At 41.9% G+C, this 25,696-nt stretch carries 24 protein-coding genes and 1 pseudogene; 11 read left to right on the forward strand and 14 right to left on the reverse strand.

The genetic code is table 11. From position 1 onward, the window contains the following. Window positions 1–17: 17 nt before the first annotated feature. The 3 genes from clpP to FD724_RS03030 all read left to right on the forward strand — a co-directional run bounded on the left by clpP (window position 18) and on the right by FD724_RS03030 (window position 3,098). Window positions 18–716: an ATP-dependent Clp endopeptidase proteolytic subunit ClpP gene (gene clpP / locus FD724_RS03020; protein ID WP_114085546.1), complete on the forward strand. Its 699-nt coding sequence runs from the start codon at window positions 18–20 to the stop codon at window positions 714–716. 9 nt (window positions 717–725) lie between these two features. Next, the gene (gene clpX, locus FD724_RS03025; protein WP_114085547.1) at window positions 726–2,066 is read left to right on the forward strand and encodes an ATP-dependent protease ATP-binding subunit ClpX; all 1,341 of its coding nucleotides are present in this window, start codon (window positions 726–728) and stop codon (window positions 2,064–2,066) included. Window positions 2,067–2,177: 111 nt separating this feature from the next. After that, on the forward strand, window positions 2,178–3,098 hold the full coding sequence (locus FD724_RS03030) for an alpha/beta fold hydrolase (RefSeq protein ID WP_179071537.1): 921 nt from the start codon (window positions 2,178–2,180) through the stop codon (window positions 3,096–3,098). 14 nt (window positions 3,099–3,112) lie between these two features. On the opposite strand, the gene FD724_RS03035 is transcribed toward FD724_RS03030, so the two are convergent. Continuing rightward, entirely contained in the window at window positions 3,113–4,309 is a 1,197-nt protein-coding gene (locus FD724_RS03035) for an FAD-dependent monooxygenase (RefSeq protein ID WP_256874434.1), read from the reverse strand. 124 nt (window positions 4,310–4,433) lie between these two features. Further along, window positions 4,434–5,417, reverse strand: a complete 984-nt coding sequence (locus tag FD724_RS03040) for a GntR family transcriptional regulator (protein ID WP_114085559.1) — start codon at window positions 5,415–5,417, stop codon at window positions 4,434–4,436. Between the two features lie 265 nt (window positions 5,418–5,682). Here FD724_RS03040 and FD724_RS03045 point away from each other — a divergent pair, with 265 nt between their 5' ends. Beyond that, window positions 5,683–6,423, forward strand: coding sequence for a dienelactone hydrolase family protein (locus FD724_RS03045; RefSeq protein ID WP_114085549.1), 741 nt, complete (start codon window positions 5,683–5,685; stop codon window positions 6,421–6,423). A 108-nt stretch (window positions 6,424–6,531) separates the two neighbouring features. Beyond that, entirely contained in the window at window positions 6,532–7,434 is a 903-nt protein-coding gene (locus FD724_RS03050) for a S1 RNA-binding domain-containing protein (protein WP_179071539.1), read from the forward strand. A gap of 154 nt (window positions 7,435–7,588) precedes the next feature. On the opposite strand, the gene FD724_RS03055 is transcribed toward FD724_RS03050, so the two are convergent. Together FD724_RS03055 and FD724_RS03060 are read right to left on the reverse strand one after the other, a co-directional pair. After that, window positions 7,589–8,515 (reverse strand): GUN4 domain-containing protein, encoded by a 927-nt coding sequence (locus FD724_RS03055; RefSeq protein WP_179071540.1) that lies wholly within the window; start codon window positions 8,513–8,515, stop codon window positions 7,589–7,591. A gap of 566 nt (window positions 8,516–9,081) precedes the next feature. Continuing rightward, window positions 9,082–9,270 (reverse strand): hypothetical protein, encoded by a 189-nt coding sequence (locus FD724_RS03060; RefSeq protein ID WP_179071541.1) that lies wholly within the window; start codon window positions 9,268–9,270, stop codon window positions 9,082–9,084. Window positions 9,271–9,451: 181 nt separating this feature from the next. On the opposite strand from FD724_RS03060, the gene FD724_RS03065 reads away from it, so the two are divergent. From FD724_RS03065 to FD724_RS03075, 3 genes are all read left to right on the forward strand, one after another. Further along, the gene (locus FD724_RS03065; RefSeq protein ID WP_306297078.1) at window positions 9,452–9,775 is read left to right on the forward strand and encodes a hypothetical protein; all 324 of its coding nucleotides are present in this window, start codon (window positions 9,452–9,454) and stop codon (window positions 9,773–9,775) included. A 172-nt stretch (window positions 9,776–9,947) separates the two neighbouring features. After that, window positions 9,948–10,823 (forward strand): SDR family oxidoreductase, encoded by an 876-nt coding sequence (locus FD724_RS03070; protein ID WP_179071542.1) that lies wholly within the window; start codon window positions 9,948–9,950, stop codon window positions 10,821–10,823. A gap of 98 nt (window positions 10,824–10,921) precedes the next feature. Continuing rightward, the gene (locus FD724_RS03075; RefSeq protein WP_179071543.1) at window positions 10,922–12,403 is read left to right on the forward strand and encodes an HlyD family efflux transporter periplasmic adaptor subunit; all 1,482 of its coding nucleotides are present in this window, start codon (window positions 10,922–10,924) and stop codon (window positions 12,401–12,403) included. A gap of 182 nt (window positions 12,404–12,585) precedes the next feature. Here the strand turns inward: FD724_RS03075 and FD724_RS03080 are convergent, their stop codons facing one another. From FD724_RS03080 to FD724_RS03100, 5 genes and pseudogenes are all read right to left on the reverse strand, one after another. Continuing rightward, the gene (locus FD724_RS03080; RefSeq protein WP_179071544.1) at window positions 12,586–14,556 is read right to left on the reverse strand and encodes a S8 family peptidase; all 1,971 of its coding nucleotides are present in this window, start codon (window positions 14,554–14,556) and stop codon (window positions 12,586–12,588) included. Window positions 14,557–14,852: 296 nt separating this feature from the next. Beyond that, window positions 14,853–15,122, reverse strand: a pseudogene (locus tag FD724_RS03085) (S8 family serine peptidase); the annotation flags it as partial. Window positions 15,123–15,329: 207 nt separating this feature from the next. Then, window positions 15,330–18,029, reverse strand: a complete 2,700-nt coding sequence (locus FD724_RS03090; protein WP_179071545.1) for a type I secretion system permease/ATPase — start codon at window positions 18,027–18,029, stop codon at window positions 15,330–15,332. Then, on the reverse strand, window positions 17,978–18,760 hold the full coding sequence (locus tag FD724_RS03095) for a peptidylprolyl isomerase (RefSeq protein ID WP_179071546.1): 783 nt from the start codon (window positions 18,758–18,760) through the stop codon (window positions 17,978–17,980). The genes FD724_RS03090 and FD724_RS03095 overlap by 52 nt, the downstream gene beginning before the upstream one ends. Before the next feature lie 330 nt (window positions 18,761–19,090). Next, on the reverse strand, window positions 19,091–19,888 hold the full coding sequence (locus FD724_RS03100) for a TIGR00297 family protein (protein WP_179071547.1): 798 nt from the start codon (window positions 19,886–19,888) through the stop codon (window positions 19,091–19,093). Window positions 19,889–20,493: 605 nt separating this feature from the next. Between FD724_RS03100 and FD724_RS03105 the strand changes: the two genes are divergently transcribed. After that, entirely contained in the window at window positions 20,494–20,925 is a 432-nt protein-coding gene (locus FD724_RS03105) for a VOC family protein (RefSeq protein ID WP_179071548.1), read from the forward strand. A 71-nt stretch (window positions 20,926–20,996) separates the two neighbouring features. On the opposite strand, the gene FD724_RS03110 is transcribed toward FD724_RS03105, so the two are convergent. Next, a complete protein-coding gene (locus FD724_RS03110; protein WP_179071549.1) occupies window positions 20,997–21,629 on the reverse strand; it encodes a triacylglycerol lipase in 633 nt (210 codons plus the stop codon). A gap of 401 nt (window positions 21,630–22,030) precedes the next feature. Here FD724_RS03110 and FD724_RS03115 point away from each other — a divergent pair, with 401 nt between their 5' ends. Further along, window positions 22,031–22,495 carry a hypothetical protein gene (locus FD724_RS03115; protein WP_179071550.1) on the forward strand — a complete coding sequence of 155 codons (465 nt, stop codon included), beginning with the start codon at window positions 22,031–22,033 and terminating at the stop codon, window positions 22,493–22,495. Window positions 22,496–22,525: 30 nt separating this feature from the next. Here the strand turns inward: FD724_RS03115 and FD724_RS03120 are convergent, their stop codons facing one another. The 3 genes from FD724_RS03120 to FD724_RS03130 form a co-directional block, all read right to left on the reverse strand. Beyond that, on the reverse strand, window positions 22,526–22,654 hold the full coding sequence (locus FD724_RS03120) for a hypothetical protein (protein ID WP_179071551.1): 129 nt from the start codon (window positions 22,652–22,654) through the stop codon (window positions 22,526–22,528). Between the two features lie 257 nt (window positions 22,655–22,911). Further along, window positions 22,912–24,303: an asparagine--tRNA ligase gene (asnS, locus tag FD724_RS03125; protein ID WP_179071552.1), complete on the reverse strand. Its 1,392-nt coding sequence runs from the start codon at window positions 24,301–24,303 to the stop codon at window positions 22,912–22,914. A gap of 2 nt (window positions 24,304–24,305) precedes the next feature. After that, on the reverse strand, window positions 24,306–24,668 hold the full coding sequence (locus FD724_RS03130) for a hypothetical protein (protein ID WP_179071553.1): 363 nt from the start codon (window positions 24,666–24,668) through the stop codon (window positions 24,306–24,308). Between the two features lie 44 nt (window positions 24,669–24,712). On the opposite strand from FD724_RS03130, the gene FD724_RS03135 reads away from it, so the two are divergent. Further along, the gene (locus FD724_RS03135; protein ID WP_041565907.1) at window positions 24,713–24,988 is read left to right on the forward strand and encodes a DUF6439 family protein; all 276 of its coding nucleotides are present in this window, start codon (window positions 24,713–24,715) and stop codon (window positions 24,986–24,988) included. Between the two features lie 143 nt (window positions 24,989–25,131). Here the strand turns inward: FD724_RS03135 and FD724_RS03140 are convergent, their stop codons facing one another. Next, complete coding sequence (locus tag FD724_RS03140) at window positions 25,132–25,581, reverse strand: anti-sigma regulatory factor (protein WP_012407635.1); 450 nt, start codon at window positions 25,579–25,581, stop codon at window positions 25,132–25,134. Window positions 25,582–25,696 lie beyond the last annotated feature (115 nt).

A 25,696-nucleotide genomic window follows, 5' to 3' on the forward strand; every position in this document is an offset into this window, starting at 1 on the left:
CGTCATAGAAAGCCTGTATGTTTGTATCGCAGTCGGGAAACTACCCCATCAGCAACCAAAGTCGAATAAACATTAACTCCCAGTTGAACAGCCCTAGCAACATCGTGCCGATGGTGGTAGAACAGTCTGGCATGGGAGAAAGGGCTTTCGACATCTACTCCCGCCTGCTGCGAGAGCGGATTATCTTTTTGGGAACGCCAATAGACGATGCCGTAGCCAACTCAATTGTGGCTCAATTGTTATTCCTAGATTCCGAAGACTCAGAGAAAGACATTCAAATGTATGTCAATTCTCCTGGTGGCTCGGTCTACGCAGGGATGGCAATCTATGATACAATACAGCAAATTCGCCCTGATGTTGTTACCATCTGTTTTGGATTAGCCGCGAGTATGGGGGCATTTTTGTTAACAGCAGGGGCTGCCGGTAAGCGAATGTCTCTGCCTGACTCCCGGATTATGATTCACCAACCACTTGGTGGCGCTCAAGGTCAAGCTATTGACATTGAAATTCAAGCCAGAGAAATTCTTTACGTTAAGGCTAAGTTGAATCAGTTAATGGCTCATCATACTGGTCAACCCTTAGAAAGAATTGAAGCAGATACTGAGCGCGACTTTTTCATGTCGGCAGAAGAGGCGAAAAACTACGGTTTGATTGATCAGGTCATTTCCAGGCAAAATCTTCCCACAGCAGGGGAAAACGTCACCATTCTGAAATAAGAGGCTGGTATGTCTAAGTACGACTCCCATTTAAAATGTTCGTTTTGCGGCAAGTCTCAGGAGCAGGTGCGTAAATTAATCGCAGGGCCGGGAGTCTACATCTGCGATGAATGCGTTGACTTGTGTAATGAAATACTAGACGAAGAGTTACTCGATACCAATGGTGCGGCAGCACAACCCGCACCGAGAGCAGAACCACCTCAAAAACGGCGTACTCAATCTTCTAGTATTTCGTTTAATCAAATACCCAAGCCAAGAGAGATTAAAAAGTATCTAGACGAACACGTTATTGGTCAAGACGAAGCCAAGAAAGTCCTGTCAGTAGCCGTTTACAATCACTACAAGCGGTTGGCAGTCATTCAGTCTAAAGCCAGTGGAAAAGGTGGGGCGGATGATGCTGTAGAACTGCAAAAGTCCAACATTTTGTTAATCGGCCCAACTGGTTGCGGCAAAACTCTCTTAGCGCAAACCTTAGCGAAAATCCTGGATGTACCTTTTGCCGTCGCCGATGCTACGACGCTGACGGAAGCAGGTTATGTGGGAGAAGATGTGGAAAATATCTTGCTGCGACTGTTGCAAGTGGCAGATTTGGATATAGAGGAAGCGCAACGAGGAATTATCTACATTGATGAAATTGACAAAATTGCTCGCAAGAGTGAGAACCCGTCAATTACCCGCGACGTTTCTGGCGAAGGCGTGCAGCAAGCCTTGTTGAAAATGTTAGAGGGAACGATCGCCAATGTACCACCCCAAGGAGGGCGCAAGCATCCCTATCAAGACTGTATCCAGATTGATACAAGTAATATTTTGTTTGTCTGTGGTGGTGCTTTCGTAGGCTTAGAAAAGGTTGTAGATCAGAGAGTTGGCAAAAAAGCAATAGGCTTTGTGCAACCTGGAGAAGGGCAAACGAAAGAAAAGCGGGCAGCAGATACTCTCCGCCATCTAGCGCCGGACGATCTAGTAAAATTTGGCATGATTCCAGAATTTATTGGACGCGTGCCAATGGTAGCAGTAGTAGATCCGCTAGATGAAGAAGCGCTAATGGCGATTCTCACCCAACCACGCAGCGCCTTAGTGAAGCAGTACCAAAAACTGCTGAAGATGGATAATGTCCAGTTAGATTTTAAACCAGATGCTTTACGAGCGATCGCTCAAGAAGCTTACCGCCGTAAAACTGGTGCTAGAGCATTACGCGGTATTGTCGAAGAACTTATGCTGGATGTTATGTACGAGTTACCATCTCGTAAGGATGTGACACGTTGTACAGTAACACGGGAAATGGTTGAGAAGCGATCGACTGCGGAACTGATAATCCATCCATCTTCACTACCGAAACCAGAGTCAGCCTAATAGTCATTAGTCATTAGTCATTAGTCATTGGTTATTAGTCAAAAACTAAAGACTAATAACCATGTAATAAGGGAAAATGACTAATGACAACTGACAAAGGACTAATGACTAATGCCTTATATTAAAGTTCGTGGCGTTGACCATTACTATGAATGGGTGAAAAAACAATCTGGTTCTTTGGTAAAACCAGTAATGGTTTTTATGCACGGTTGGGCTGGTTCGGCTAGGTATTGGCAAAATACCGCTAATGCTTTATCAGAGCAATTTGATTGTTTACTCTACGATATGCGGGGATTTGGCCGTTCTGGTGGTAAGCCAACCATAGGTCAAGCAAGTGAAGCTGTTGCTGACTCTAAGTCCCCGCAGGAAGAATCAGACGCAATCAGAGAGTTAAGTTATGAATTAGAAGAATACGCTGATGATTTGGCAGCTTTGTTAGATGGGTTGCATCTTCAGCGTGTCTATATCAATGCTCACTCGATGGGCGCGTCTGTTGCTACTTTATTTTTTAACCGCTACCCCCAACGAGTGGAACGAGGAATTTTAACCTGTAGCGGCATTTTTGAGTACGACGAAAAATCTTTTAGTGCCTTTCATAAATTCGGTGGCTATGTAGTGAAATTCCGTCCCAAATGGTTAAGCAAAATTCCATTTGTTGACCGGATGTTTATGGCGAGATTTTTATATAGTTCAATACCACATTCTGAACGCCAAGCTTTTTTACAAGATTTTCTTGAAGCAGATTACGATGCAGCTTTGGGTACAATTTTTACTTCCGTTAGTAAAGCTCAATCTGAAGTGATGCCGCTTGAGTTTGCCAAGCTGACAGTACCGACTCTGCTCGTGGCGGGAGAGTATGACAAAATTATTCCGGCCGAGATGGGGCGTAAAGCAGCTGCACTGAATGACAAAGTTAAGTTTGTGATGATTCCTAACACAGCACATTTCCCAATGTTGGAAGATGCTCCAACTTATATGCAAGTGGTGCAAGAATTTTTGCAAATTAATATTCCACAGCCACAAGTTAAATAACTTCTGGCGGTTTTTTACACAGTTAAATGAACCTGTGTGATACCTTGACGCATTTTATATTGTCGCTTTAACCAAGACTTTTTAATTATTTTACGGAGCAAGGGAGCGAGTTGACTCAACAGCGATCGCAACAGTGCATTTTTTCGCAGTAGTTCGCCTTGTTTAGCTTCCTCTAATTGGAGTTGCTGGGCGCGGATAATTTCTGGCTCACGTTCCGCTTGGATGTGCGATAGTGCCATATCAATGTCCTTGTGTTCGGCTTCTCTGTGCAACAGTGGCACAAGGTGATTAGCAGCGACAATCACATCACGGAATGCTAGATTAATTCCTTGAGCGCGGACAGGAGACATTGGGTGTGCCGCGTCACCCAGAAGCAATACCCCTGGTGCGTGCCATTGTGGACAATAACCAACCACAACAGAAAGCCGAATCGGGGATTCAATGGTGTCTGCATGATTACGGAAATGTTCTGCTAGCCATAAGGGTGATAATGAGGCAAAAATCTCTGCCCAGTTAGTTTGTTTGAAGTCAGTGTTTTCGGTTGCGGACATCACCCAAGCTAGATGCAGTTTTCCTTCTTCTGCTCCATGAAAGATAGTAAATACGCGATCGCCATTTACAATAGTACGAAAAACATTATCGGCTGCAAATTCAGGGCTGGCGGCAAGTTTAAACCAGAGAATATCAATATTTTTGGGCTGGCGTACCAATTCCAATCCTATACGTTGTCGTACAAGAGAATTTCGACCATCTGCCCCAATCACTAGGTCAGCAGTAAGTTCTCTGCCATCGCTCAATACTACACCTGCGACACGTTGATTACTCCAACGTAAATCTTTGACTGGAACACCCTGGATAAATTCAAACCCATCATTGGTTTGAGCTTCCGAAATCAGTGCTTTGAGTAGCGGTGGTTGTGAAACCAGTGTACAAGGTCGGGTTGCCCCCATTGGTTCTTCGACTCGAAACAATTGCTTGTCCCCCACAATGAATTCCCATGCGTCGAGTTGTCGGTGGGGAATATGCTCTAACAATGGCGATAGACCCATTTGCTCTAGTGCATCTAATCCACTGGGCATTAATCCTTCGCCGCGAAAAACACGATGAAAGTCTTTTGCTGCTTCAATTAAGGTTACAGCAATACCACGTTGTGTAAGGAGCAGGGCAAGGGTTACACCTGTTGGGCCTGCGCCTACAATCACAATCTGCACTACCTTAGCCCTCCTGTATTGGTTGTTCTCAAAGGTGTTCTGCACTAGTTCCAGAATAACGAACCACAGAGGCGCAGAGAACACAGAGAAATGAGAGTTTGAGAGTATTTTACGTAAGTCGTAATTAACTCAAACCTAGTTCTCGTTTGAGCAAGTTAATCGAGTTAGTACCGATATAATTTTCAACCTTAATCAGCTTTGGGGGACGAATAATATCTTCATCAGATGCTTGCACGGCTGCTTGCACGGCTGCAAAACTGGCTTGATCGCTGATGATGACCTCAGCCCGTTTAACCATAGCCTGAAGTTTATAGGCATCTTTTGGTTGCGAAGTCATTACTAGTAGTTCATCTCCCCGCAAACCGTGGAGGATAACTTCTGCTGCTCGTGCAATCCCGGAACTAAGGCTAACTATGCCTACACAGTTTTCTTTTGGTAGGGTTTTCAAGAGGCTGAGTTCTTTGCTGTAGTCGTAGATATCCAGAGGAATTACTCGTGCAGCTTTAGGGGCTGCGATCGCTTCCACATTACTGATAAAATACCGACTTGTAACTACTGTCGCAGAGGTAGTTTTATCTAACACTGCTGTTAATTCTTCCATTGCGACCAACTGGACTGGTATTTTTAGCGATCGCTCTAATTCATAGACCATCAACTCACCAGCACCCATGTCATAGGATGGAACTGCAACCAGTACCCGCGCACTACAACGCAAGCGCCAGTCGATTTCCGCTAAAAATAGCTCTCTGGCTTGATTGAGCGAACATCCTTGAGAGAGCAGATCGTCAAGTGCTTGCTGGACAACTTGATATGCGTCAGGATTTTGTTTGAGAATTGGTGATTGCAGCCGACTACCGCCCTCATGACCTTGGGCACGAACATAAATACCCGAACCAGCCATACTTTCAACAAATCCGTCTTCCTCCAGTTGACGGTAAACTTTGCTAATGGTATTACGGTGTAATCCCGTTTGCATTGCCAGCGCTCTTGTGCTTGGCAATTTGTAAGCAGGGGGATATTGCCGAGAAGCGATCGCAAAGCGGATTTGATTAAACAGCTGGGTTGATGCGGGAATTTCGCTGTCTGGCTGAATACGGAATTGAATCACCACCAAACCTCCTGAATACTAAGTGCTGAGTGATAAGTGCTGAGTCTTCGGTATTAAATATTACTTTTATGCATAGCACTCCTTTCGTGACCAGCTGTATTTGCTACATATCAAAATACTTGATTTACAAATAAAATTTTTCTGGTAGAAATTTTTAATGCGCTCACTATGGTTTTGGTAATTCTATTGGAAATAACCTCGGCATACTGGCATAGTTATATCAAACAAACACACCGTTAATCACATAACACGGGTAAAAATTATTATGGCAGAGCAAGCAATAATTACCACAACGGTTAATCTTTTGCAAGATAATATTCAAGTGTCAGCATATCTGGCAGAACCAAAAGAACCTGGATCTTACCCAGGAATCGTTGTATTGCAAGAGATTTTTGGTGTCAACGTTCACATTCGGGATGTTACAGAACGGATTGCCAAACTTGGGTATGTAGCGATCGCACCTGCACTTTTTCAACGCACTGCTCCTGGCTTTGAAACCGGATACACGCCTGAAGATATTGAAACCGGCAGAGGCTACGCCATGCAAACTCAAGCATCAGAGTTATTGAGCGATATTCAATTAGCAATTGACTACCTCAAAAATCTGCCTCAAGTCAAAAAAGATAGTTTTGGCTGTATTGGCTTCTGCTTTGGCGGTCATGTCGCATATCTTGCAGCCACTTTACCAGATATTAAAGCTACGGCTTCCTTCTACGGTGCTGGAATTACCACCCGCACGCCAGGAGGTGGCGCACCCACTGTTACCCGCACCAGAGAGATTCCAGGCACTCTCTATGCCTTCTTTGGTAAAGAAGATGCTAGCATCCCACCCGAACAAGTAGATGAGATTGAAGCAGAGTTAGAAAAATATAAAATTCCTCATCGTGTGTTTCGCTACGATGGAGCTGATCACGGATTTTTCTGTGACCTTCGTGCCAGTTATAATCCTAAAGCTGCTGCTGATGCTTGGGAGCAAGCCAAACAACTCTTTAGTCAACTGAACTAGTCATTAGTCATTAGTGAACAATAAAGGACAAATGACAAATGACAAGTGACTAATGACAATCAAAACTCCAGTTGCACCATCTCAAATAACAATTAATCTTCAAAAGTCATGAATTCCGAATCGAAACTTTCTCAAACAGCCAATTCGTCATTTACGATGGACGATTTTGCCAAAGCGCTAGAAAAACACGACTACCAGTTTCAAAAGGGACAGGTTGTACATGGCAAAGTGTTCCAACTTGACCATGATGGAGCTTATGTCGATATTGGTGGCAAGTCGTCAGCTTTTCTACCGCGCGATGAGGCTTCTTTGAGAGCAGTTACCGATTTATCGGAAGTGCTGCCATTGCAAGAGGATATGCAGTTTTTGATTATCCGAGATCAGGATGCAGAAGGTCAAGTCACCCTTTCTCGCAAGCAGTTGGAAATTCAGCACATCTGGGAACGACTGGCCGAAATGCAGGAAAATGCTCAGACTGTGCAAGTAAAGGTTATGGGTGTGAATAAAGGTGGTGTCACCGTCGATATTCTCTCCTTGCGGGGGTTTATTCCGCGATCGCACCTGGCAGAGCGTGATAACTTAGACGCACTCAAAGGTCAAAATCTGACTGTGGGCTTTTTGGAAATTAATAAAAACACCAACAAACTCATCCTTTCTCAGCGATTAGCAACTCGTTCTAGCAACTTCAGCTTATTAGAACTAGGTCAACTGGTGGAAGGCAAAGTTACTGGCATCAAACCTTTTGGTGTGTTTGTCGATTTAAATGGAATGGGGGCTTTGCTTCATATCAAGCAGGTAAGCCAAAAATTCATTGATTCTTTAGAAAAGGTATTTAAAGTTGGTCAGCCAATTAAAGCTGTAATTATTGACTTGGATGAAGGTAAAGGGCGGGTTGCTCTTTCTACCAGAGTTTTGGAAAACTTCCCTGGTGAAGTGTTAGAGAATATGGATGAGGTGATGGCTTCGGCTGAGGCGCGTGCTAATAGAGCTAATAACAAAGCTGCTGAATAGTTTTGAAATGGGCTGTTTGCACAAAGTATAATAGTACGTCACCGATAGCGCTCAAAAATTGATCAATAATCCAAATTGTGGGTTGTTTTATTAGTCCCTCTGCATCTACACAGATGTAGGGGGATTTTAAATTGGGAAAACTTTTCTCAAGCTCTTAAATGTTACACTTCACAAGTCTTGAGGCGAGAAAAGATATCCTCCCAACACCACCAATCCCAAATAATAAATATCCCTCCCCACTCATCCTTGGGAGGTGTCCCTCTGGTGCTGAAATATTAAAATCTACACTAGAGTAATCAATCCAGCTTCCTTTCACTTTCCATCCTACGCGATCGCCAAATTTTTCCCAGACTTCTTTATAATATTCACCGTCAGCCTTCCCACCAACACTTAGATAAATATTCTTCTGAACGCTGAAGCCAAAGCGTCCATCGCTATGTTGTACCCAAAGTTGGTTAATGGTACGTAAGTCAGTACAGGGAAAATTCTTGATGGATTCAATATCAAACCAACCTTCTTTTTCCCTGCTAGATGCCTTGAGCATGACAGCTAAAGTTTCCTCATCCGCTTCTTTCCATTTGCCTGCTGCTAGCAAATCTCGCAATCGCGTGTAGTTTACTCCCTTCTCAGAACTGAGGTCATCAGCTTGAATTACTTGCTGTAGCTTTGGTTTTCGTCCAGTAATACCCCAAATTAAGTTCTCCATAGCCTCAGTATCTGTCCGAAAGTCAACCCAGGTATTACCTCTAAGAAAAATTGGGAGTTTAGGCTGCTGTGGTGTATTCCCAAGCAAAACAGGAATCACGGGACAGCCTCTCTCTACAAATTCGTTTAAAAAAGCTCTCATCTCTTGACTTTGCCAGGGGCCAAGTCCACTACTACCTACAAAAACTGCTGCTGATTTAATGTTTTCTATTTGTTCTTCTAGTAAAGATTGCCATGCTAAACCAGGACGAAGTTCCCACTTATCTAGCCAAGGTTTAATTCCTTGTCTTGTTAATTCATTAGCAATTTCTATAACTTCAGGCTTGTCTTTGCTATTGTGGCAAAGGAAGACATCAAACTGATCTTCGTCATTCATCTATAAGTCTCCTCACATCCACTTCTCTATATCGGCAATAATTGCTAACACATTATACTTACTGCTTTAAATCCTTCTTCAACGATTCTAACTCAGCTAAATACTGCGAGTTTTTGCCTAAAAAATAACTCTAATGTAGGTTGGTTTGAGGAACGAAACCCAAAATTTTTAGGGCTTTGTTGGGTTTCACTCCGTTCTCCCCAACCTACAAATCTTCTTAACATAATTACTTAAGTTACGTCGAATTTAATAAGCAAAATGACATTTGACTTACTCAAAAGAAGCTTTTACTTTCTCAAACCCCAGTTTGCTTTCTAATTTCAGTGTTTTCCGCAAGCAAAATGAGCTTTTACTTTCTCAAACCCCAGTTTGCTTTCTAATTTTGGTGTTTTCTGCAAGCAAAAGCAGCTTTTACTTTCTCAAACCCCGGTTTGCTTTCTCAAACCCCAGTTTGCTTTCTAATTTTGGTGTTTTCTGCAAGCAAAAGCAGCTTTTACTTTCTCAACCTGCTTGATTGCTGACTCATTGCAGTAATTCACGCATTTGTGACAACTATCCCTTGGAGATTACTTTTCTCTATCTTTATCTAATGCTTCCTGGATTGCACGACGGCAAAATTCTGGAGGATCATCTTTGGTAGATAGTTCTTCCTTCATAGTTTTGGTAATGCGTAGGTTAATTCTTTCTGTTAATGATTCTTCTCTATTTGATTTAATTGGTTGTAAATTTTGTGGGTTCCCTTTAGGATTAGGCATTATTGAGAAATATAAACAAGGCTTGATTTACTTGGTGCCAAAACAATAGATTGTTTTTTAGTGGTTGTGACAACTTGCCGGAAGTACAACCACCAATATCCAATTCAAAAAATGGACACTACTATTTTATGTTCACGCGATCCGAACTTGAAATTAAGACTATTAAAGAATTACGCGATTTATGTCGGAGATACGGTGTAAAACCTACCGGGATGCAGGATACAAAACCTCGTATATCGTAACTCTGATGGCATTTCCACTTTTAGCCCTCCAACAAATGAAGCTAGGTAAAGGGTTAAAATCTCCTAACTTTAACGCTATCCAGGTAATCAGTTCTGCTATTGAGGAGATGAATTCACCCACAGACGAACAAACAGCACTGATTCGGATAACTTTGGAAGGCAGAAAAATGAGCTATCCTGACCGATATCAGCAAGAGAATTTGCTGAACTTGCACAAGGCTAAGATGTCACTTGAACAAGCTATCGACTTCTTGAGCCAGTAAAACTAATCCCATTACCCCATCCCCTGCATCTACAAAAATGTGGGGGATAATTTTTTGAGATTAAGATAAATAAGGTGTGACCAATTGGCTTAGTTGGCGTGAGGATATCTTGAGCATATATCGGGCATTTTGACAACTATAAACGCTGCAACTATTCAATTTAGGTATTTATATGTTTCTATTAACTGGAGCAACTGGAGGAATTGGTCGCAGAGTTGTGCGACTGCTACGGCAACGAGAACAGTCTGTGCGGGCATTTGTCCGCCTTACCTCGCGCTACAGCGAGTTAGAACACCGGGGTGCAGAAATCTTTATCGGTGATTTGCTGCGGGAAAAAGATATTCAAAAAGCTACTCAAGGTGTGAAGTATATTATCAGCGCCCACGGTTCTGATAGCGATGCTTTATCCTTAGATTACCGCGCCAATATTGAACTGATTGACCAAGCAAAAGCCAATGGCGTAGAGCATTTTGTCTTCATTTCGGTATTGGGAGCCGATCGCGGATATGAAGACGCGCCTGTGTTCAAAGCCAAACGAGCCGTAGAGCAATATTTGTCAGCTAGTGGCTTGAATTACACAATTTTACGCCCATCTGGATTAGCATCTAACTTGCTGCCACTGGTAGAACGATTTCGGGAAACGGGATTGTATCTGCTGATTGGCGATCGCAAAAACCGTACCTCAATTGTCAGTACCGATGATTTGGCAAGGATAATAGTCGATTCTGTGACTGTTGCAGGCGCTCGTAACCAGATTTTACCAGTGGGAGGCCCGGAGATTTTATTACGAGAAGATATTCCCCGGATTTTTGGTCGGATTTTCGCCAAAGAGCCAGTAATAATTAATTCACCACTATTTTTTATTGATGGATTACAAGGTGCATTGGGTTTATTTAATCCCCAAGTCCAAAAAGCTTTGGGAACTTATCGCACATTGCTAGCAAATGAATTTTTCTGTACAAAAGATGAAATTGCCAATTTAGAAGCGATTTTTAACTTCAAATTGGAGACATTAGAAAACTTTTTGCGGCGTTATTTAGCAGTTTGAATTAAACACAAGTCATTAGTCATTGGTCATTAGTGAATCACCAAGAACAAATGACAAAGGACAAATGACTAATGACAAATAAAAAAGGATAAAAATATATGGTAAATGCTGCTCAAGCCCGTCAGACAAAAGAGCGATTCGCCCAACCAGAGGAACAACTCACTTATGAATTAGGGAAGGCAGTACAGGAATTGCCACCTCTGTACACGAGATTATTAGCGGGAACGATGAGCGCCATTGTATTTGGAGCGATCGCTTGGGCGTACTTCTCGCAAATAGATGAAGTAGCAACAGCGCCAGGGGAATTAATTGCTTCCACACAGGTTAGGCCAGTGACATCCTTGGGTGGGGGGTCAATTGTCGGTGTGAAAGTCCAAGAAGGCGATCGCGTTACCAAAGGTCAAATTCTGATTCAAAAAGACCCTGACTTACAAATAACTGATGTTTCCCGCCTAGCCAAATCAACTAGATTGATTCAAGACGATTTGCAACGTTTAGATGCAGAACGTCTTGGAGGCAAAACAACTGGGACAAAACTACAAGATGAACTTTTAACTTCTCGCCTGCAAGACTACCAAGCGCGTCAAGCAGGAGCAGAAGCAGAAGCAAATCGCCAAATAGCACTCATCAATCAAGCCAAAGTCCGGTTGACTCGATTGCAAGAGAACTTAGCTAATGCCAAAAGCAGCTTTGCTAATGCCAAAACCAACCTTGCCAACGCAGACAGCATCCGAATTAAAATTGAAAGTAATTTGGCACTTGCACAAGAAAGGGAAAAAAGCTTACGCACCCTAATTACTACTGGTGCTGTACCTCGTGTCGATTACTTGGATGCTCAAGAAAGATTGACTCGTGCAAAGACAGAAATTACCAGATCGCAAGATGAAGTGACTAACGCCCAGAATAGAATAACAGAGGCTCAAGATAAAGTCACATCATTAGAAAAAGATATTGCTGCCCAAGCCCAAGAAATTCGCCAAGCAGAACAAGCTTACAACTCTGCCCGCAGTCAGGCCCAGCGTGTAGCATCAGAACGCCAAAGTGAAATATTGACACAGTTCAACAAACGTAAAGAAGAACTGACAACTGTTCAAGGCCAATTAGAGCAGGCGAGGAAGCAGCAAGCTTTAGAAACGATTGAGGCTCCCGTTGCAGGTACGATTTACAGAGTCAAAGCCACTAAGGGGCCAGTCCAATCTGGTGAAGAATTGCTGTCAATTTTGCCCGAAGGGGAAGAAATGCTTCTAGAGGTGAAAGTTCTTAACCGCGATATTGGGTTTATTCGTCAAGGAATGAAGGCAAAAGTGAAAATGGCGACTTTCCCCTTCCAGGAATTTGGGATTGTGGAGGGCGAAGTTATGCAAGTCAGTCCAAATGCAATTATTGATAAAGAATTGGGCTTAGTTTTTCCTACAAGAATTAAGCTAAATAAACATTCAGTTAATGTGCGTGGTCAAGAAGTAGAATTTACACCAGGGATGTCTGCTACAGGTGAAATTGTCACTCGTAAAAAGTCAGTTTTGACATTTATTACTGAGCCTGTGACGCGGCGCTTCAATGAGGCATTTTCTGTTAGGTAGATTGATAGCCTCTCTTGTTCTTATAACTATTTCAAAATCGATGCCTACGCATTCTATAAACCACACCTAAAATGTAAGGGTTTAGCATTGCTAAACCCTTACATTTATTTGTAAAAGACAAGCGGTTTGGCTTATTTTTCTAACCGAACAGTATTTGACTGAACTACAAATCGCTATAACTTTTAAGCGATACCTAAGAATTTTTTATACTGTTCTATTTGTTTTTGCATTCCCTCTAGTAGTTTCCAAAAATCAAGATTATTCTCATTTTTGTTATCATCATTACTATCCGTATTGATGCCTGTAATTAACTGATCTATTCGAGAACCGAAATCAGAATTATTCAAACTAGCAATAGTCTCTGGTGTGAGATATTTTGTTGTTTCTGTAATTGCCTGACCTATTCGAGAACCGAAATCAGAATTATTCAAACTAGCAATAGTCTCTGGTGTGAGATATTTTGCTGTTTCTGTAATAGTCTGACCGATTAGAGAACCGACATCGGAATTATTCAAACTAGCAATAGTCTCTGGTGTAAGATATTTTGTTGTTTCTATAATAGTCTGACCAATTAGAGAACCGACACTAGAATTATTCAAACTAGCAATAGTCTCTGGTGTAAGATATTTCGTTGTTTCTGTAATAGTCTGACCGATTAGAGAACCGACACTAGAATTATTCAAACTAGCAATAGTCTCTGGTGTAAGATATTTTGCTGTTTCTGTAATAGTCTGACCGATTAGAGAACCGACACTAGAATTATTCAAACTAGCAATAGTCTCTGGTGTGAGATAATTTGCGGTTTGTGCATTGATATGTAGCAGGTTGTCGCCAGACATCACTTGCTTTGCCAGAGAACTGACATTAGAAATATTTAAACTATAGATTGTACTTTGTGAACTATTTGCTGCTGTGTCTGCGTAGCCCGTCGTAGACATCACTTGCTTTGCCAAAGAACTAACATTAGAAATATTTAAACTAGAGTTTGTACTTTGTGTGCTATTTTCTGATGTTTCTGCCACAATCTGACGTACTTGGGCATCAGTCAGGCTGGGGTTAGCACTAAGCATCAGGGCAACTACACCAGCCACATGGGGAGCAGCCATAGATGTGCCGCTATAAGTGGCATACTGATTATTCGGAACTGATGAATAAACCTTGACTCCTGGGGCTGTGACATAAGAGATTTGATTTGTTCCAGAGCGGTTAGAGAAATCAGCCATATTATTATTTCTGTCTACTGCCCCAACAGCAATTCCCGAATTGGATGCATAGCGGGCGGGATAGTCTGGTGATGAGTCACCATCATTCCCTGCTGCCATGACAACAATTACTCCTTTGCTACTGGCATAGTTAATGGCTGACTCCAGAGTCCGATTGGAAGATGTGCCTCCTAAACTGAGGTTAATCACATTAGCTCCATTATCCACAGCGTAGCGAATACCCTTAGATATCGAGCTATAGGAACCAGAGCCAGACTCATTCAAAACTTTGACGGGCATAATCTTGGCATTGTATGCAATACCAGTGACACCATAGTTATTATTTTCTCCTGCGATCGTGCCAGAAACATGAGTACCGTGACCATTGTTATCTAGCGTGTTGTTGTTTTGATCCGCAAAGTTCCAGCCGTAATTATCATCAATATAGCCATTACCATCATCATCTATACCGTTACCTGCAATTTCCTTGGTATTCGTCCAGATATTATTTTTTAAATCCTCGTGGTTATAGTCAACCCCAGTATCTATAACAGCGACAACAACGCCTTTACCTGTGTATCCTTGTGCCCAAACTTCTGGTGCTTTAACAAGGTCTGCTCCCCAATTATTACCACCAATATCGGGAACATCAGCGAAGGTATTCTGATTAGTAGCTTTAGCCACTGCTGCTGCTGCATTAATTAAGCCATAGCCATTGGTAGAGTTATAACTTTGCGTGGTAAAAGCATTAGTAGTAGCGTTACTGCTATTTTCGTAGTTACTATTATTTAGTAACTGCACATGAGAATTAGCTGAGTTGTAGCTACTACATCCACTTAGATTGAGGCTGATGTCATTCTTAGTATTAAATATATCTGATGAAGAGATTGAATTAAAACTTAAGCTTTTATTAGTAGAAAATAAATTGTTATTAGTATTATCATTGAGCATAATTGTTTTTTCTCAAAAATAGAAATGCTTTTTAACAGCTAAAATTGCTAGAACTTTTCTTGAACAAAAGTTCTAACGTGTGAATAAGCTGTATTGTTAATAATTACTATGAAATTTAATAATAAAATGCTAATTCTATTACCAAAAAAGTATTATGAGAATCATGCTTTTTGTTAATAGCTATTTAGAATACACTTAATTATAAAAAAAGCGGCAGAATGAGTGGCATTTGCTGCTCATTCTGTCGCTTATATAAATTGCATTTTACCTTTGAAAACGACACTTAAGGGATGATTCTATGCCAAGCTATTTGCTGCTGTCGTTGTGACAATCTGACGCACTTGGGCATCAGTTAGACCTTTCTTAGCACTGAGCATCAAAGCTATTACCCCGGCAACGTGAGGAGCCGCCATAGACGTTCCCCTTTCAAAACCATACTTGTTACCCGGAAGTGTTGAATAAATACCAATTCCTAGATCCCCATCACCTTCAAAGTATCCTCCAGGAGCTGTAACGTATGTGAGTGGAGTTGTTCCAGCCCGATTGGAGAAGTCGGCCAATGTCCTAAATCCTTGATATATAAGGGATTTAGCCAGAAAATATTTCTTTGTAAGACAGGTGCTACAAATACACTTAACTATGAAATCACGTAATTAGCAAGTAAGATTACAGTTTTCTGCATACTTAAGCAATTCAAAAGGCGAATGAAGTTATACTCCATTCGCCAAAGACTATATTTAAGCTGCTTTTCAGGGTTCAGCTTATTAAAGCTACTAAATGTTTGCTTGCTGCCGTTGATATAGTGACCAATACAAACCCTTTTGTTGCAATAACTCTGAGTGAGTACCACGTTCGGCAATTACGCCTTGCTCTAATACCAAAATCAAATCGGCGCGTTTGAGAGGGGCAAAGCGGTGAGCAATCAGAAACACAGTACGGTTAGCGGAAACTTTTTGCAGGTTTTGTAGTACCTGTTGTTCAGTTTCACTATCCAAAGCACTGGTAGCTTCATCCAAAACTAAAATCGGCGCTTGGGAAAGAAATAATCTTGCGAGGGCAATACGTTGTCTTTGTCCGCCAGATAAAGCGGTACCGCGTTCACCCACATTGGTTTCGTAACCATAGGGTAATTGACTGATGAAGTCGTGTGCTACTGCTAGTCTTGCCGCCTCTACCACTTGTTCCGCAGTAATGTCGGGAGTACCGAGAGTGATATTTTCCAAAATGGAACCGTTGAATAAAAAGTCTTCTTGGAGAACTACACTAACTTGTTGCCGCAGTGACGCTAAATCGGCACTTTTAATATCAAAACCATCAATTAGGATGCGTCCTGATTCAATTTGATAGAGGCGTTGCAATAGCTTAGACAGGGTACTTTTCCCAGAACCACTGCGTCCGACAATGCCAACAAATTGCCCTGGTTCAGCATTGAAAGAGATTCCCCGCAGAATTGCTTCAAAGTTCGGCCGATAGCGGAAAAATACTTGCTCGAAGGTGACTTGTCCTTTCAGTGGTGGTAAAACTAGACCAGTTCCTAGTTCAGCTTCTGGGGAGACGTTGAGAATATCACCAATGCGATCTACAGAAAGTAGCACTTGTTGGAGGGTCTGCCATAACTGTACTAAGCGCAAAAGTGGGCCCGTGACTCTGCCAGATAGCATTTGAAAGGCAACTAGTTGTCCAATTGTGAGCTTTTGTTCGATGACTAATTTGGCTCCAAACCAGAGAATCAGCATGGTGGAAAAATTAGTCAGGAAGTCACCAATGTTGCTGCTGATATTGGAGGTGGTAGAGGCTTTAAAACCTGTGCGGATGAAGCGAGCAAATAAGCCCTCCCAGCGATCGCGGGCTACTGGTTCTGCTGCATGGGCTTTAACGGAATGAATCCCCGTGATTGTCTCTACTAGAAAGGATTGACTATCGGCACTCCGGTTAAAAGTTTCGTTGAGCCAGTTACGCAGAATTGGTGTTGCAACTATCGTCAAAGTCGCAAACAGTGGTAGTACTGCTAAAGCCACAAAGGTGAGTGGGACATTATAGTAAAACATCAATGCTAGGTACACCACAGCAAAGATGCTATCCAGAATTACAGTTAATGCTGTACCCGTGAGAAACTGACGAATTTGTTCGAGTTCCTGGACTCGTGCTACTGTATCTCCGACGCGCCGCGACTCAAAATAAGCCAAAGGCAAACGCATCAGATGGCGAAATAGCTGTGCTGATAAACTTAAATCCAGACGACGGGCTGTATGGGTAAAGATGAATAGGCGCAGAATGCCAAGTACGGACTCAAATATGGCTACACAAAGAAGTGCGATCGCCATGACATCAAGAGTCGGCAAACTCCCCTGCACCATCACTTTATCAATGACGACTTGCGTAATTAGTGGTGTTGTTAGCCCCAAAAGCTGCAAGGTAAAAGATGCTAATAATACTTCTGTTAGTAATCCCTTATACTTCCAAACTGCTGGGGTGAACCAACTGAGGTTAAATGTTTCTTGTTTAGATATGAGTTCTACTTGCCACAATCGTCCATCCCACGATGCCTCAACTATGGATTGCGGTAAGCTTTCACAAATGCGATCGGGATTTAGAGGGTTAGCAATAATTAAGCGATCGCCCTTAACTCCATAAGCTACCACCCAGGATGGACTCTGGGGTGAGTCAGAATTCCACAACAGCAAAGCTGGAAATGACAGTTGTCGCAACTCACCCCAACTCACTTGTAACCGCCGCAACACTAACCCTAACTTTTCTCCTGCTTCCACAACCTGTTTTGGGCGTTGCCCTCTGAGTTGACGTTGCACCCATTCCAGTTGCACAGAGTTTTCTAGCTGTTGCGCCACCATTGTTAAACAAGCAGCCGCAGTGTTCCAGCTAGCAACAAACGGATAATTTGAGATGATTAAATTCGCGGCTGGGAGTCGTTTTTGGGGCTGGAGGCTATGAGGGCTGGAAGTCCCATCTGAAACTGTTACTGAAGGATTGGAAGAGAAGGAAAATGTCTCTCTTTCTCCCTCCATATCCACTGGTAAGACTTGCCAAAATTCCTGAATTTGTGGGTTAGAAAATTCTGTCCACAGGGCTGTATCCCAACACACTACTACTACTTCTTTGCTAGCAGCTACAGCTTTAAAATCCGCAGACAACTTTTGTAAATCACCAAACCAATCCCCCACTTCTAGGGCTGCCAAAGGTTTGCCAACTCCCTCTTCTCGTAAGCGAACTTTTCCAGCCACAATTAAGAATTGGTAACGACCGACATCGTTAGACCAAATTTTTTCTCCCAAACGATACTGACGAGTTTGACACTCATTTTCCAATTGGGATTGTTGTTCGGGAGTCAGCCAGCATAGCGGCGGCTGATTCCAAGGCAAAGAAGCTAGCACTTTTAATCGTAAAGATTCATTATCCAGAATTGTTAACTCACTTGTAGCTTGACTGTCAGTTTTTGAATTTTCTCTGCTAGCCATTTCTCAAATAACTCATTTTGTAGTGCTTGCTTGAGTTGAGTATCTTCTAAAGACGCTGGCAGAAATTGTTCTACTCGAAACAAACCATAAGGTCCTTCTCCTTGGGGAGAGTCTTTGCCAACGATTTCTATTGGGCCGATTAATTGTCCAGGACTTGCCACATCAATAGCTGCCCGTAATATATCCGGCATACTTCCTCGGCTGACTATTCCCATCATGCCGTTCACAATTCGGTCATCTGAAAGTGAATACTCTTTAGCTAGTTGCTCAAAACTACCTCCTTCTTCAATTTGGGTTTGTAGTTCGTCTGCCAATTCTCGATTATTAACAACTATCCGAGAAAGTACCACCCGATCCAAAAAGATTTTGCGCTCAATAAAATATTCTTGGATTTTTGCTTCCGTGACTACAGCTTTCAGCTTTTCTAACTTGTAACCAAAAGTAACTGATGTATGAAATGCGGCGTAATCTGTGTTATTGCTCTTTAACCATTCTTGAAAACTTTGGGGGTCAGTCAGTTGATTTTTTAGTCTAAAGTCAATAATGGATTGTTCGGTTATTGCTGTACCAATTTCAATATCGTCTCGTGTTCGGATTTCTTGCTCAATTACGTGCTGGCGGAGAATATCCCCAATGAACTGCCCCAATTTTCCAGAGGCTTGCAGGTACTTTACAGCTTCCTCAATAGAAATTATTTGGTCATTAATTGTCAAAAATGATAAAGATTCCATGAATTAATTATGTGAAAATGGTTAAACACTTATAGGACTTTTAAATTAAATCATATAGAGATCATCTGGTCGTTGATGAATAACAATGATAAAGATTCCATGAACTAATTACATCTAAACGGTCAAAAAATTATATAGCTACTCAATACAATAATTTTCCATGATTATGTTTACAGTCTAGCGGGGACAAAACAGGATTGAAAATATCATCGGTAGTGCAGTAGTAAAGCAGATTGCATCTTTTCTACTACTGCCCCGCTACCGCTAACAAAAAAGAGGAACTGTTTTGCCTAATGCCCAATGCCCAATGCCCAATTCCCAATGCTCAATCTACTTAATGATATTTACCCATGTCCAGGAAAGTAGCACAGCCGCGATCGCACCGATTAATGTATTAAAAATATTTACTACCTCATTGGTCAGCCAGGTATACTTAGATTGCAGTGTTGCCCCAATCACACTTTCTAAGTTGGTGGCAATAAATGCTGCCAGTACACACCAAGCGACTCCTAATAGATCGATTAAACCAACTCCCCAACCAACAAATGCGATCGCTACAGAAGCCACAATACCAGCTAAAGTCCCCTCCAAGCTGACCGCTCCTTCTGTACCGCGAGGCACCGGTTTGAGTGTGGTAATTAGAAAAGTGCTTTTACCATACGCTTTACCAACTTCACTTGCAGTAGTGTCAGCCAGTTTGGTACTGAAACTTGCTACATAGCCTAGTAATAATAGAGACTGGAGATTGGGAACTAAAGATAGAGAACTAGGTACAAGAAATCCCGAATTTATTATCCCTACTCCCAAGGCACACAGCGCCCCAGTCAAAGCTGAACCCCAGACATTCTCCGGGCCCCTTGCCCCAGAACGCTTTTCGGCAATTCCTTCAGCCTCTTTCTGCGCCATACCGATGCGGGTAACACCAGAACCAACCAGAAAATAGAACATTACTACTGTATATCCTTGCCAGCCTAGAGTTACCCAAATTAGGATGGCCAGAAACCACGCATGAAATGATCCAGCAGGCGTAAGTAGCTTTTTCGGGGCAATCCAAGCTAAACCCAATAGAATTGTGTTTAATACTACTGCCACCAACCAGGGATTAACAGAATCAATTAAGGATGACATCAGCAATTAATCATGAGTAATTTTGTCTTAACATGAACAGAATAACGAATTTATCATGCTTAGTGCTTAGTTCCTGAAACCTCTCCAGTTAAAGTAATATGTTTGTATTGTTAACTAAATTGCATCCCATCACCCTCAAAGCTGAGTGTAAAACCACAAACAACGTTTTACATATAGACTGCAATATTTATTAAAGGAGGTGGATTAAACAAAATGCAAAAATTTTGTTTAGTTGCGTGGATTCTTCTAATAACTGATCCAAAGCACTTTATTATGGTGCGTAAAGTTCTCAACACACCATCTATCATAAATTTGTTAGCTCTTAAACCTAAGCTACTGAGTGTTTTGCCCAGGCAAACATAAATTAATATACCTGCACAAGAGAAAAGAGTCACCTAAAGAATTAAGTGTAAATTATGTAAATGTAGGGCGAAGTCCTTAGTCCAAGGTGCGGTGACTCAAGTTGTACTCAGTCCCTAGTTTTAGTTATAAGGATTAAGGATATAAATTATTGTCAGCTAAAACTGTGTTCAAGTTGACGACAATCAAAACTTAACAGAATAAATTGTAGATAGCATCAACTACTAATATCTTTCCCAAAAGCTATGAGCCAAACTTTATTCCATCTTGCTTTCCCTGTGACTGACATTGCCCAAACAAAAGCGTATTACGTGGATGGATTGGGCTGTATTCCTGGTCGTGAAAACCATCACGCGCTGATTCTAAATCTCTATGGTCATCAACTAGTGGCTCACATAACCAAAGAACCCTTGATACCACAACACAGTATATATCCCAGACACTTCGGACTAATTTTTACCCAAGAACGTGACTGGCAAGACTTACTAGAAAGGGCACAACAACAACAGCTACTTTTTCGTGAAGAAACCAAAAATCGCTTTGTCGGTTCTCCTCTTGAACATCGCACTTTCTTTTTAGAAGACCCTTTTTATAACCTTATGGAATTCAAGTATTATCGTCACCCAGAGGCTATTTTTGGGAGTTACGAACATACGCAAATTGGGGATAGAACTTAAGTAATTCGTAATTCGTAATTCGTAATTTAAAGATGAATAGAATAGATTCAGGGTGGTAAGTATCTTGGCTACTAACTGGATGCTTTTTTCAGGAAGGGCAGCTTAATAGGCTTTGTTAAAGCTGCTTTTACTGCTGCTAAACTCCTTGGGTCTGTTAACATCCAAGGGTGTAGGGCAACTGGTACTATTACTTCACTTCCTACGGGCATTTGTGAACTATTCGCTGGGACAATCATCAAATCATAAGGTGTCCAGATCGAAGTAAAATCTAATTGCTCCAATATTACAGCATCAGAATTTAAATCCTTGAGAAAAATGCTGTCGGGGCGCATTTGCACGCAACCAGGACGCTGGGAACCATAAGCAACCACAGTTCCATTATGGGGTGAAGAGATCGTAATAAATCTCTGAATACGGTTAATTCCTCCCAGTCGCTGGATATAGTAACGGCTGACAATCCCTCCCATACTAAAGCCTATTAAATCTAGCTCTTGTTCTGGTGCAAAGGTGGCTGTAACATACTCGGCTACCTGCTTTGCTAATTTATCAAGGCCCACATCACCATTATTAGGAACCAGATCCAGAGAATATACAGACCACCCCTGTAATCCTAAGTAACCTGCCATTTTATGAAAAACCGCCTCCCTATCGTCAATGCCGTGTACCAATAGCACAGGATTGCGCTGCTGATTTTCAGTATTCATCTCTCACATCTGGCTAAATGAAGTCTGTACAAAATGTAACTGAGTGCTGTTGCTATCTGCGAACAATCTATGACACTCCTCCCACTGGTTAAAAGTAAACCGCTTGCTTTTTTCCAATCAATAATTTGTCAAACGAAGAAGTGTTAATTTTTATAAAGCTTGCTTTCAGAATCTTGCTCTTAGTTACAGTAAAATTTAATAATTAGTTCTCGGTGTATGAAGGTCGCAAGTGCTTGCATAAAGAACATTTGCCCTATAGTTTTACTACAATGTTGATTAAGCACAAATCTATAATGGTTGTCACCAGAATGAGTTGACACCAATGCAGAAAATGTTACATTTCTTCGTAATTTTTAACAATTACGGTCGAGTTCCAAATATACAAGGCAGGAGTAATTGTAATGGATTTTATCAAAAAGTTAATTTCAGGGATTCTCGGTTTCGTAACTGGGATTCTTGGTTTCGTGACTGGGTTGTTACCTGGTAAAAAACAAAGCAATGGTTACTTCTTAGAACTGGACGAAGCAACCAGTCAATCGAAACCAGCAGCATCAAACGGTAAAAAGGCTACGGCACCAGCAGCTTCTCCGGCTGCAAAAAGCCCTGAACCTCAGACTGCTAAAGCAACCACAACTGCGACAAAGACCAAAGTAGAAGCATCTCAGAATGGTAAAGCTGTCAAAGCTGAACCCGCTAAAGCAGCCACCACTGCTAGCCCAAAAACACCTACTGAAACCACCTTTGCACCAAAATATCTTGCTCCTTCGACTACTAGCTCTAATGGTCGTCGCCGTCCAGGTGCGAATATGAGTGTTTACCTAGACATGGCACGTCAGGTTAAAACGCCTAACACGTCTAACAATTGATAGAGAGGCGAAATTGCTGGTCTCTACAAGTTAAATGTGAATCCGCAAGGTTAAGATAGCTTTGCCAGTTGTAGATGGAGGAACTCTCCAAACTAGGAGCGATCGCTTAATTTTCTCCACTACAACTTCATATTTTACGGAAGAGGCTTTTTCATCCAAAACTACTCTTCCTGAGATTCTGGCATTTTGCCTGAATTTACCAATCGTTTGGTCTTTTAGGCTGATGATAAATGTTTTTAACTGGATTTTTATTGATCCCCAAAGTTTAAAAACCTGGCGATTATAAATCAATACGGTTCAAAGTGCTACTTGTACAAAATTGTGGGTTTTGAGACGCGATAAATCGCCGTCTCTACAAGTGTTTTGGTCTTATCTGAACTGTATTGGATTATAAATGGCCAGGTTTACAAATTTAACTAAAATTCAGCACTTTGTGGTGTACGCGGAAAAGGAATCACATCGCGGATATTTCCCATACCCGTCATAAATTGCACGAGTCGTTCAAAACCCAGTCCGAAGCCAGCGTGGGGAACAGTACCATAACGACGTAAATCAAGATACCACCACAAGTCTTCTGGCTTTAATCCTTGCGCTAACACGCGGCGTTCTAAAACTTCTAGGCGTTCTTCACGCTGGGAACCACCTACAATCTCGCCAATTTTGGGTGCGAGAATATCCATTGCGCGGACGGTTTTTTCATCGTCGTTCAAGCGCATATAAAATGCTTTGATTTGCGCTGGGTAATCTGTGACAATTACTGGCTTTTTAAACTGTTGTTCAGCTAGGTAGCGTTCGTGTTCTGATTGTAAATCTAAACCCCAACTCACAGGATATTCAAATTTAACATCAGCTTTTTCTAAAACTTTGATGGCTTCTGTATAAGTTAAGCGCTCAAACTGATTATTAATAATATTTTTGGCTGTTGCCAACACAGATTTATCAATGCGTTCATTGAAAAATTCCATATCTTCTGGGCAAGTTTCCAACACATATTTAAAAATGTGTTTGAGAAATGCCTCAGCTAAATCCATATCGCCTTCTAAGTCACAAAAAGCCATTTCCGGCTCAACCATCCAAAATTCTGCTAGGTGGCGGGAAGTGTTGGAATTTTCGGCACGGAAGGTAGGGCCAAAGGTGTAGACGTTACTAAACGCCATTGCCATCACTTCCGCTTCCAACTGTCCGCTCACTGTTAAATATGTGGGTTTCGCAAAAAAGTCTTGGCTGTAATCTACTGCTTGGTTTTCTGTGCGGGGGATATTCTTTAAATCTAAACTGGTAACGCTAAACAGTTCACCTGCGCCTTCACAGTCGCTAGCAGTGATGATAGGGGTGTGTACCCATAAAAACCCTCTTTCTTGGAAAAAATGGTGAATTGCTGCCGAACAAGCATTTCTGACGCGGAAAACTGCACCAAAAGAATTAGTCCGCGATCGCAAATGTCCAATGGTTCGCAGAAACTCAAAGGAATGGCGTTTCTTTTGCAGGGGATATGTATCGGGATCAGCTTCGCCGTAAACTTTCACTGTCTCGGCTTTCAACTCAATTCGTTGTCCTTTACCCAGAGAAGCCACCAGTACCCCTGTAGCCTCAACAGCAGCACCTGTATTCAGTTTTTTCAATATAGCTTCATAGTCTGGCAAATCCTGATTGATGACGACTTGCAAATTAGCTAGTGATGAGCCGTCATTGACTTCAATAAAAGCAAACCCTTTGGACTCGCGCTTCGTCCGCACCCAGCCTTGAACTTGGAGGGACTCATCAGGTTGGCCACTTCGCAATATTTCTGCAATCCGTCGATTTACCATATTTACCCAGCATAAGACTTTAATATCCAGCCTATGATAACGCCCATTCCACCAAAGCGGACTACTTGCCAGAAAGGTTTTTTGAGGCTACGCCAAGAAAATAACTGGCTTTCTAAGTTTAGTTCTAGCCTTTCCAACTGCTGTTGAATGTGCCGTAACTCTGCTTTGATTTCTGGTGTCTGAGATTTATTGTGCTTTAGTTGATCGCGGCGCTGTTGCCATTGTGCCTGTTGTTGGCGATCGCGTTGCACTTGATCGTAACGCTCTTTTAAGGATACGAGCGATCGCTCTACTTCCTTTAGTTCTTGTTCAAAATCTGGTTCGGGATTTTCTGCTGACGGCTGTGATTGTTTTGGCGGCTTCATTTACAAGTAGTAAAGTAGAAGTAAATGCAAATGTGCCAATAGTTATGTCCCAATCTACCCAGCTGCCGAAAACCAGTCAACTGAATGAACTTAGTACTCTAGAACTTGCTCAAGCCCTCATGGAAAGACTGAGCATTTCCCCTAACGATTGGCATCGCCTCAAGTCTAACCGCAATTCCCGCGCTAATGAACAAGTGGCAGCAGCAATTGTGTATCTTTTAAAGAATCAGCCACAAGAAGCTCAAGCTAGATTAGAACAGGCAATTGGTTGGTTAGATCGCTCCATTTCCGCGCCTCCCTGTCCAACTCACGGCAAGTAGATAATGGTGAATGGGGAATAATAATCAATCAAATAATAACTTTCCCCATTTCCTACTCACAATTTCCCACTCCCTCATAGGAAGTAAAGAATAGGGAATAGTTAGTAAAAAACAATCAATTAATAACTTTCCCAACTCCCTTTTTATCGTCGCAGAGATAGTCCACGGCGAGTTTCCATTTGTTTACAAAGCCTTAATTCTGTGCCTTTGCGGTTCCACTCTACCTGATCAAAAATTTGATGGAGAAGACATAAACCACGACCACTTTCTGATTCATCTGGTGGTAAATAGTCTGTTGGCTCTTCTTCAATAGTAGATGAAGGAGTAAAGCCACTACCCTGGTCTGATATTATCCACCAATATTGATTATCAATTAAAGAAAAACGGACTACAACTGTTTTACTTGGGTCAAGATTATTGCCATGTTTAGCTGCATTTACTAGAGCTTCTTGAAGTCCTAGCCGCAGTTCTGCTTGTAATTTTGCTGGAATTTCTGCCAACAGTAAATCTAAGATTGGACAAAGGTAGAGGGTTGAGGCAAAACTAATAGTGCCCCAATAACGTGCAACTGGACGGAGTGAAATTGTAATCACAAGAGAAACCCCATAGCTTTCAGTTAGCTAGACATCAGTTTGCTATTACAGGCACCCTGATAAAACTTGAGGTGGTCATGCTGCCTTCAAACTTGCGTCTTTAAAACTAAATTTT

This window comes from Nostoc sp. C057 (assembly GCF_013393925.1).
GTDB classification, from domain to species: domain Bacteria; phylum Cyanobacteriota; class Cyanobacteriia; order Cyanobacteriales; family Nostocaceae; genus Nostoc; species Nostoc muscorum_A.

Excerpts from the sequence above, each read along its gene's own strand:
- FD724_RS03090 (WP_179071545.1), bottom strand. The coding sequence starts at position 18,029 with ATGGCTAGCAGAGAAAATTCAAAAACTGACAGTCAAGCTACAAGTGAG.
- FD724_RS03045 (WP_114085549.1), top strand. The coding sequence starts at position 5,683 with ATGGCAGAGCAAGCAATAATTACCACAACGGTTAATCTTTTGCAAGAT.
- FD724_RS03075 (WP_179071543.1), top strand. The coding sequence starts at position 10,922 with ATGGTAAATGCTGCTCAAGCCCGTCAGACAAAAGAGCGATTCGCCCAA.
- asnS (WP_179071552.1), bottom strand. The coding sequence starts at position 24,303 with ATGGTAAATCGACGGATTGCAGAAATATTGCGAAGTGGCCAACCTGAT.
- FD724_RS03110 (WP_179071549.1), bottom strand. The coding sequence starts at position 21,629 with ATGAATACTGAAAATCAGCAGCGCAATCCTGTGCTATTGGTACACGGC.
- clpP (WP_114085546.1), top strand. The coding sequence starts at position 18 with ATGTTTGTATCGCAGTCGGGAAACTACCCCATCAGCAACCAAAGTCGA.
- FD724_RS03130 (WP_179071553.1), bottom strand. The coding sequence starts at position 24,668 with ATGAAGCCGCCAAAACAATCACAGCCGTCAGCAGAAAATCCCGAACCA.
- FD724_RS03030 (WP_179071537.1), top strand. The coding sequence starts at position 2,178 with ATGCCTTATATTAAAGTTCGTGGCGTTGACCATTACTATGAATGGGTG.
- FD724_RS03065 (WP_306297078.1), top strand. The coding sequence starts at position 9,452 with ATGTCGGAGATACGGTGTAAAACCTACCGGGATGCAGGATACAAAACC.
- FD724_RS03080 (WP_179071544.1), bottom strand. The coding sequence starts at position 14,556 with ATGCTCAATGATAATACTAATAACAATTTATTTTCTACTAATAAAAGC.
- FD724_RS03115 (WP_179071550.1), top strand. The coding sequence starts at position 22,031 with ATGGATTTTATCAAAAAGTTAATTTCAGGGATTCTCGGTTTCGTAACT.
- FD724_RS03055 (WP_179071540.1), bottom strand. The coding sequence starts at position 8,515 with ATGAATGACGAAGATCAGTTTGATGTCTTCCTTTGCCACAATAGCAAA.
- FD724_RS03060 (WP_179071541.1), bottom strand. The coding sequence starts at position 9,270 with ATGCCTAATCCTAAAGGGAACCCACAAAATTTACAACCAATTAAATCA.
- FD724_RS03070 (WP_179071542.1), top strand. The coding sequence starts at position 9,948 with ATGTTTCTATTAACTGGAGCAACTGGAGGAATTGGTCGCAGAGTTGTG.
- clpX (WP_114085547.1), top strand. The coding sequence starts at position 726 with ATGTCTAAGTACGACTCCCATTTAAAATGTTCGTTTTGCGGCAAGTCT.
- FD724_RS03135 (WP_041565907.1), top strand. The coding sequence starts at position 24,713 with ATGTCCCAATCTACCCAGCTGCCGAAAACCAGTCAACTGAATGAACTT.
- FD724_RS03105 (WP_179071548.1), top strand. The coding sequence starts at position 20,494 with ATGAGCCAAACTTTATTCCATCTTGCTTTCCCTGTGACTGACATTGCC.
- FD724_RS03100 (WP_179071547.1), bottom strand. The coding sequence starts at position 19,888 with ATGTCATCCTTAATTGATTCTGTTAATCCCTGGTTGGTGGCAGTAGTA.
- FD724_RS03050 (WP_179071539.1), top strand. The coding sequence starts at position 6,532 with ATGAATTCCGAATCGAAACTTTCTCAAACAGCCAATTCGTCATTTACG.
- FD724_RS03095 (WP_179071546.1), bottom strand. The coding sequence starts at position 18,760 with ATGGAATCTTTATCATTTTTGACAATTAATGACCAAATAATTTCTATT.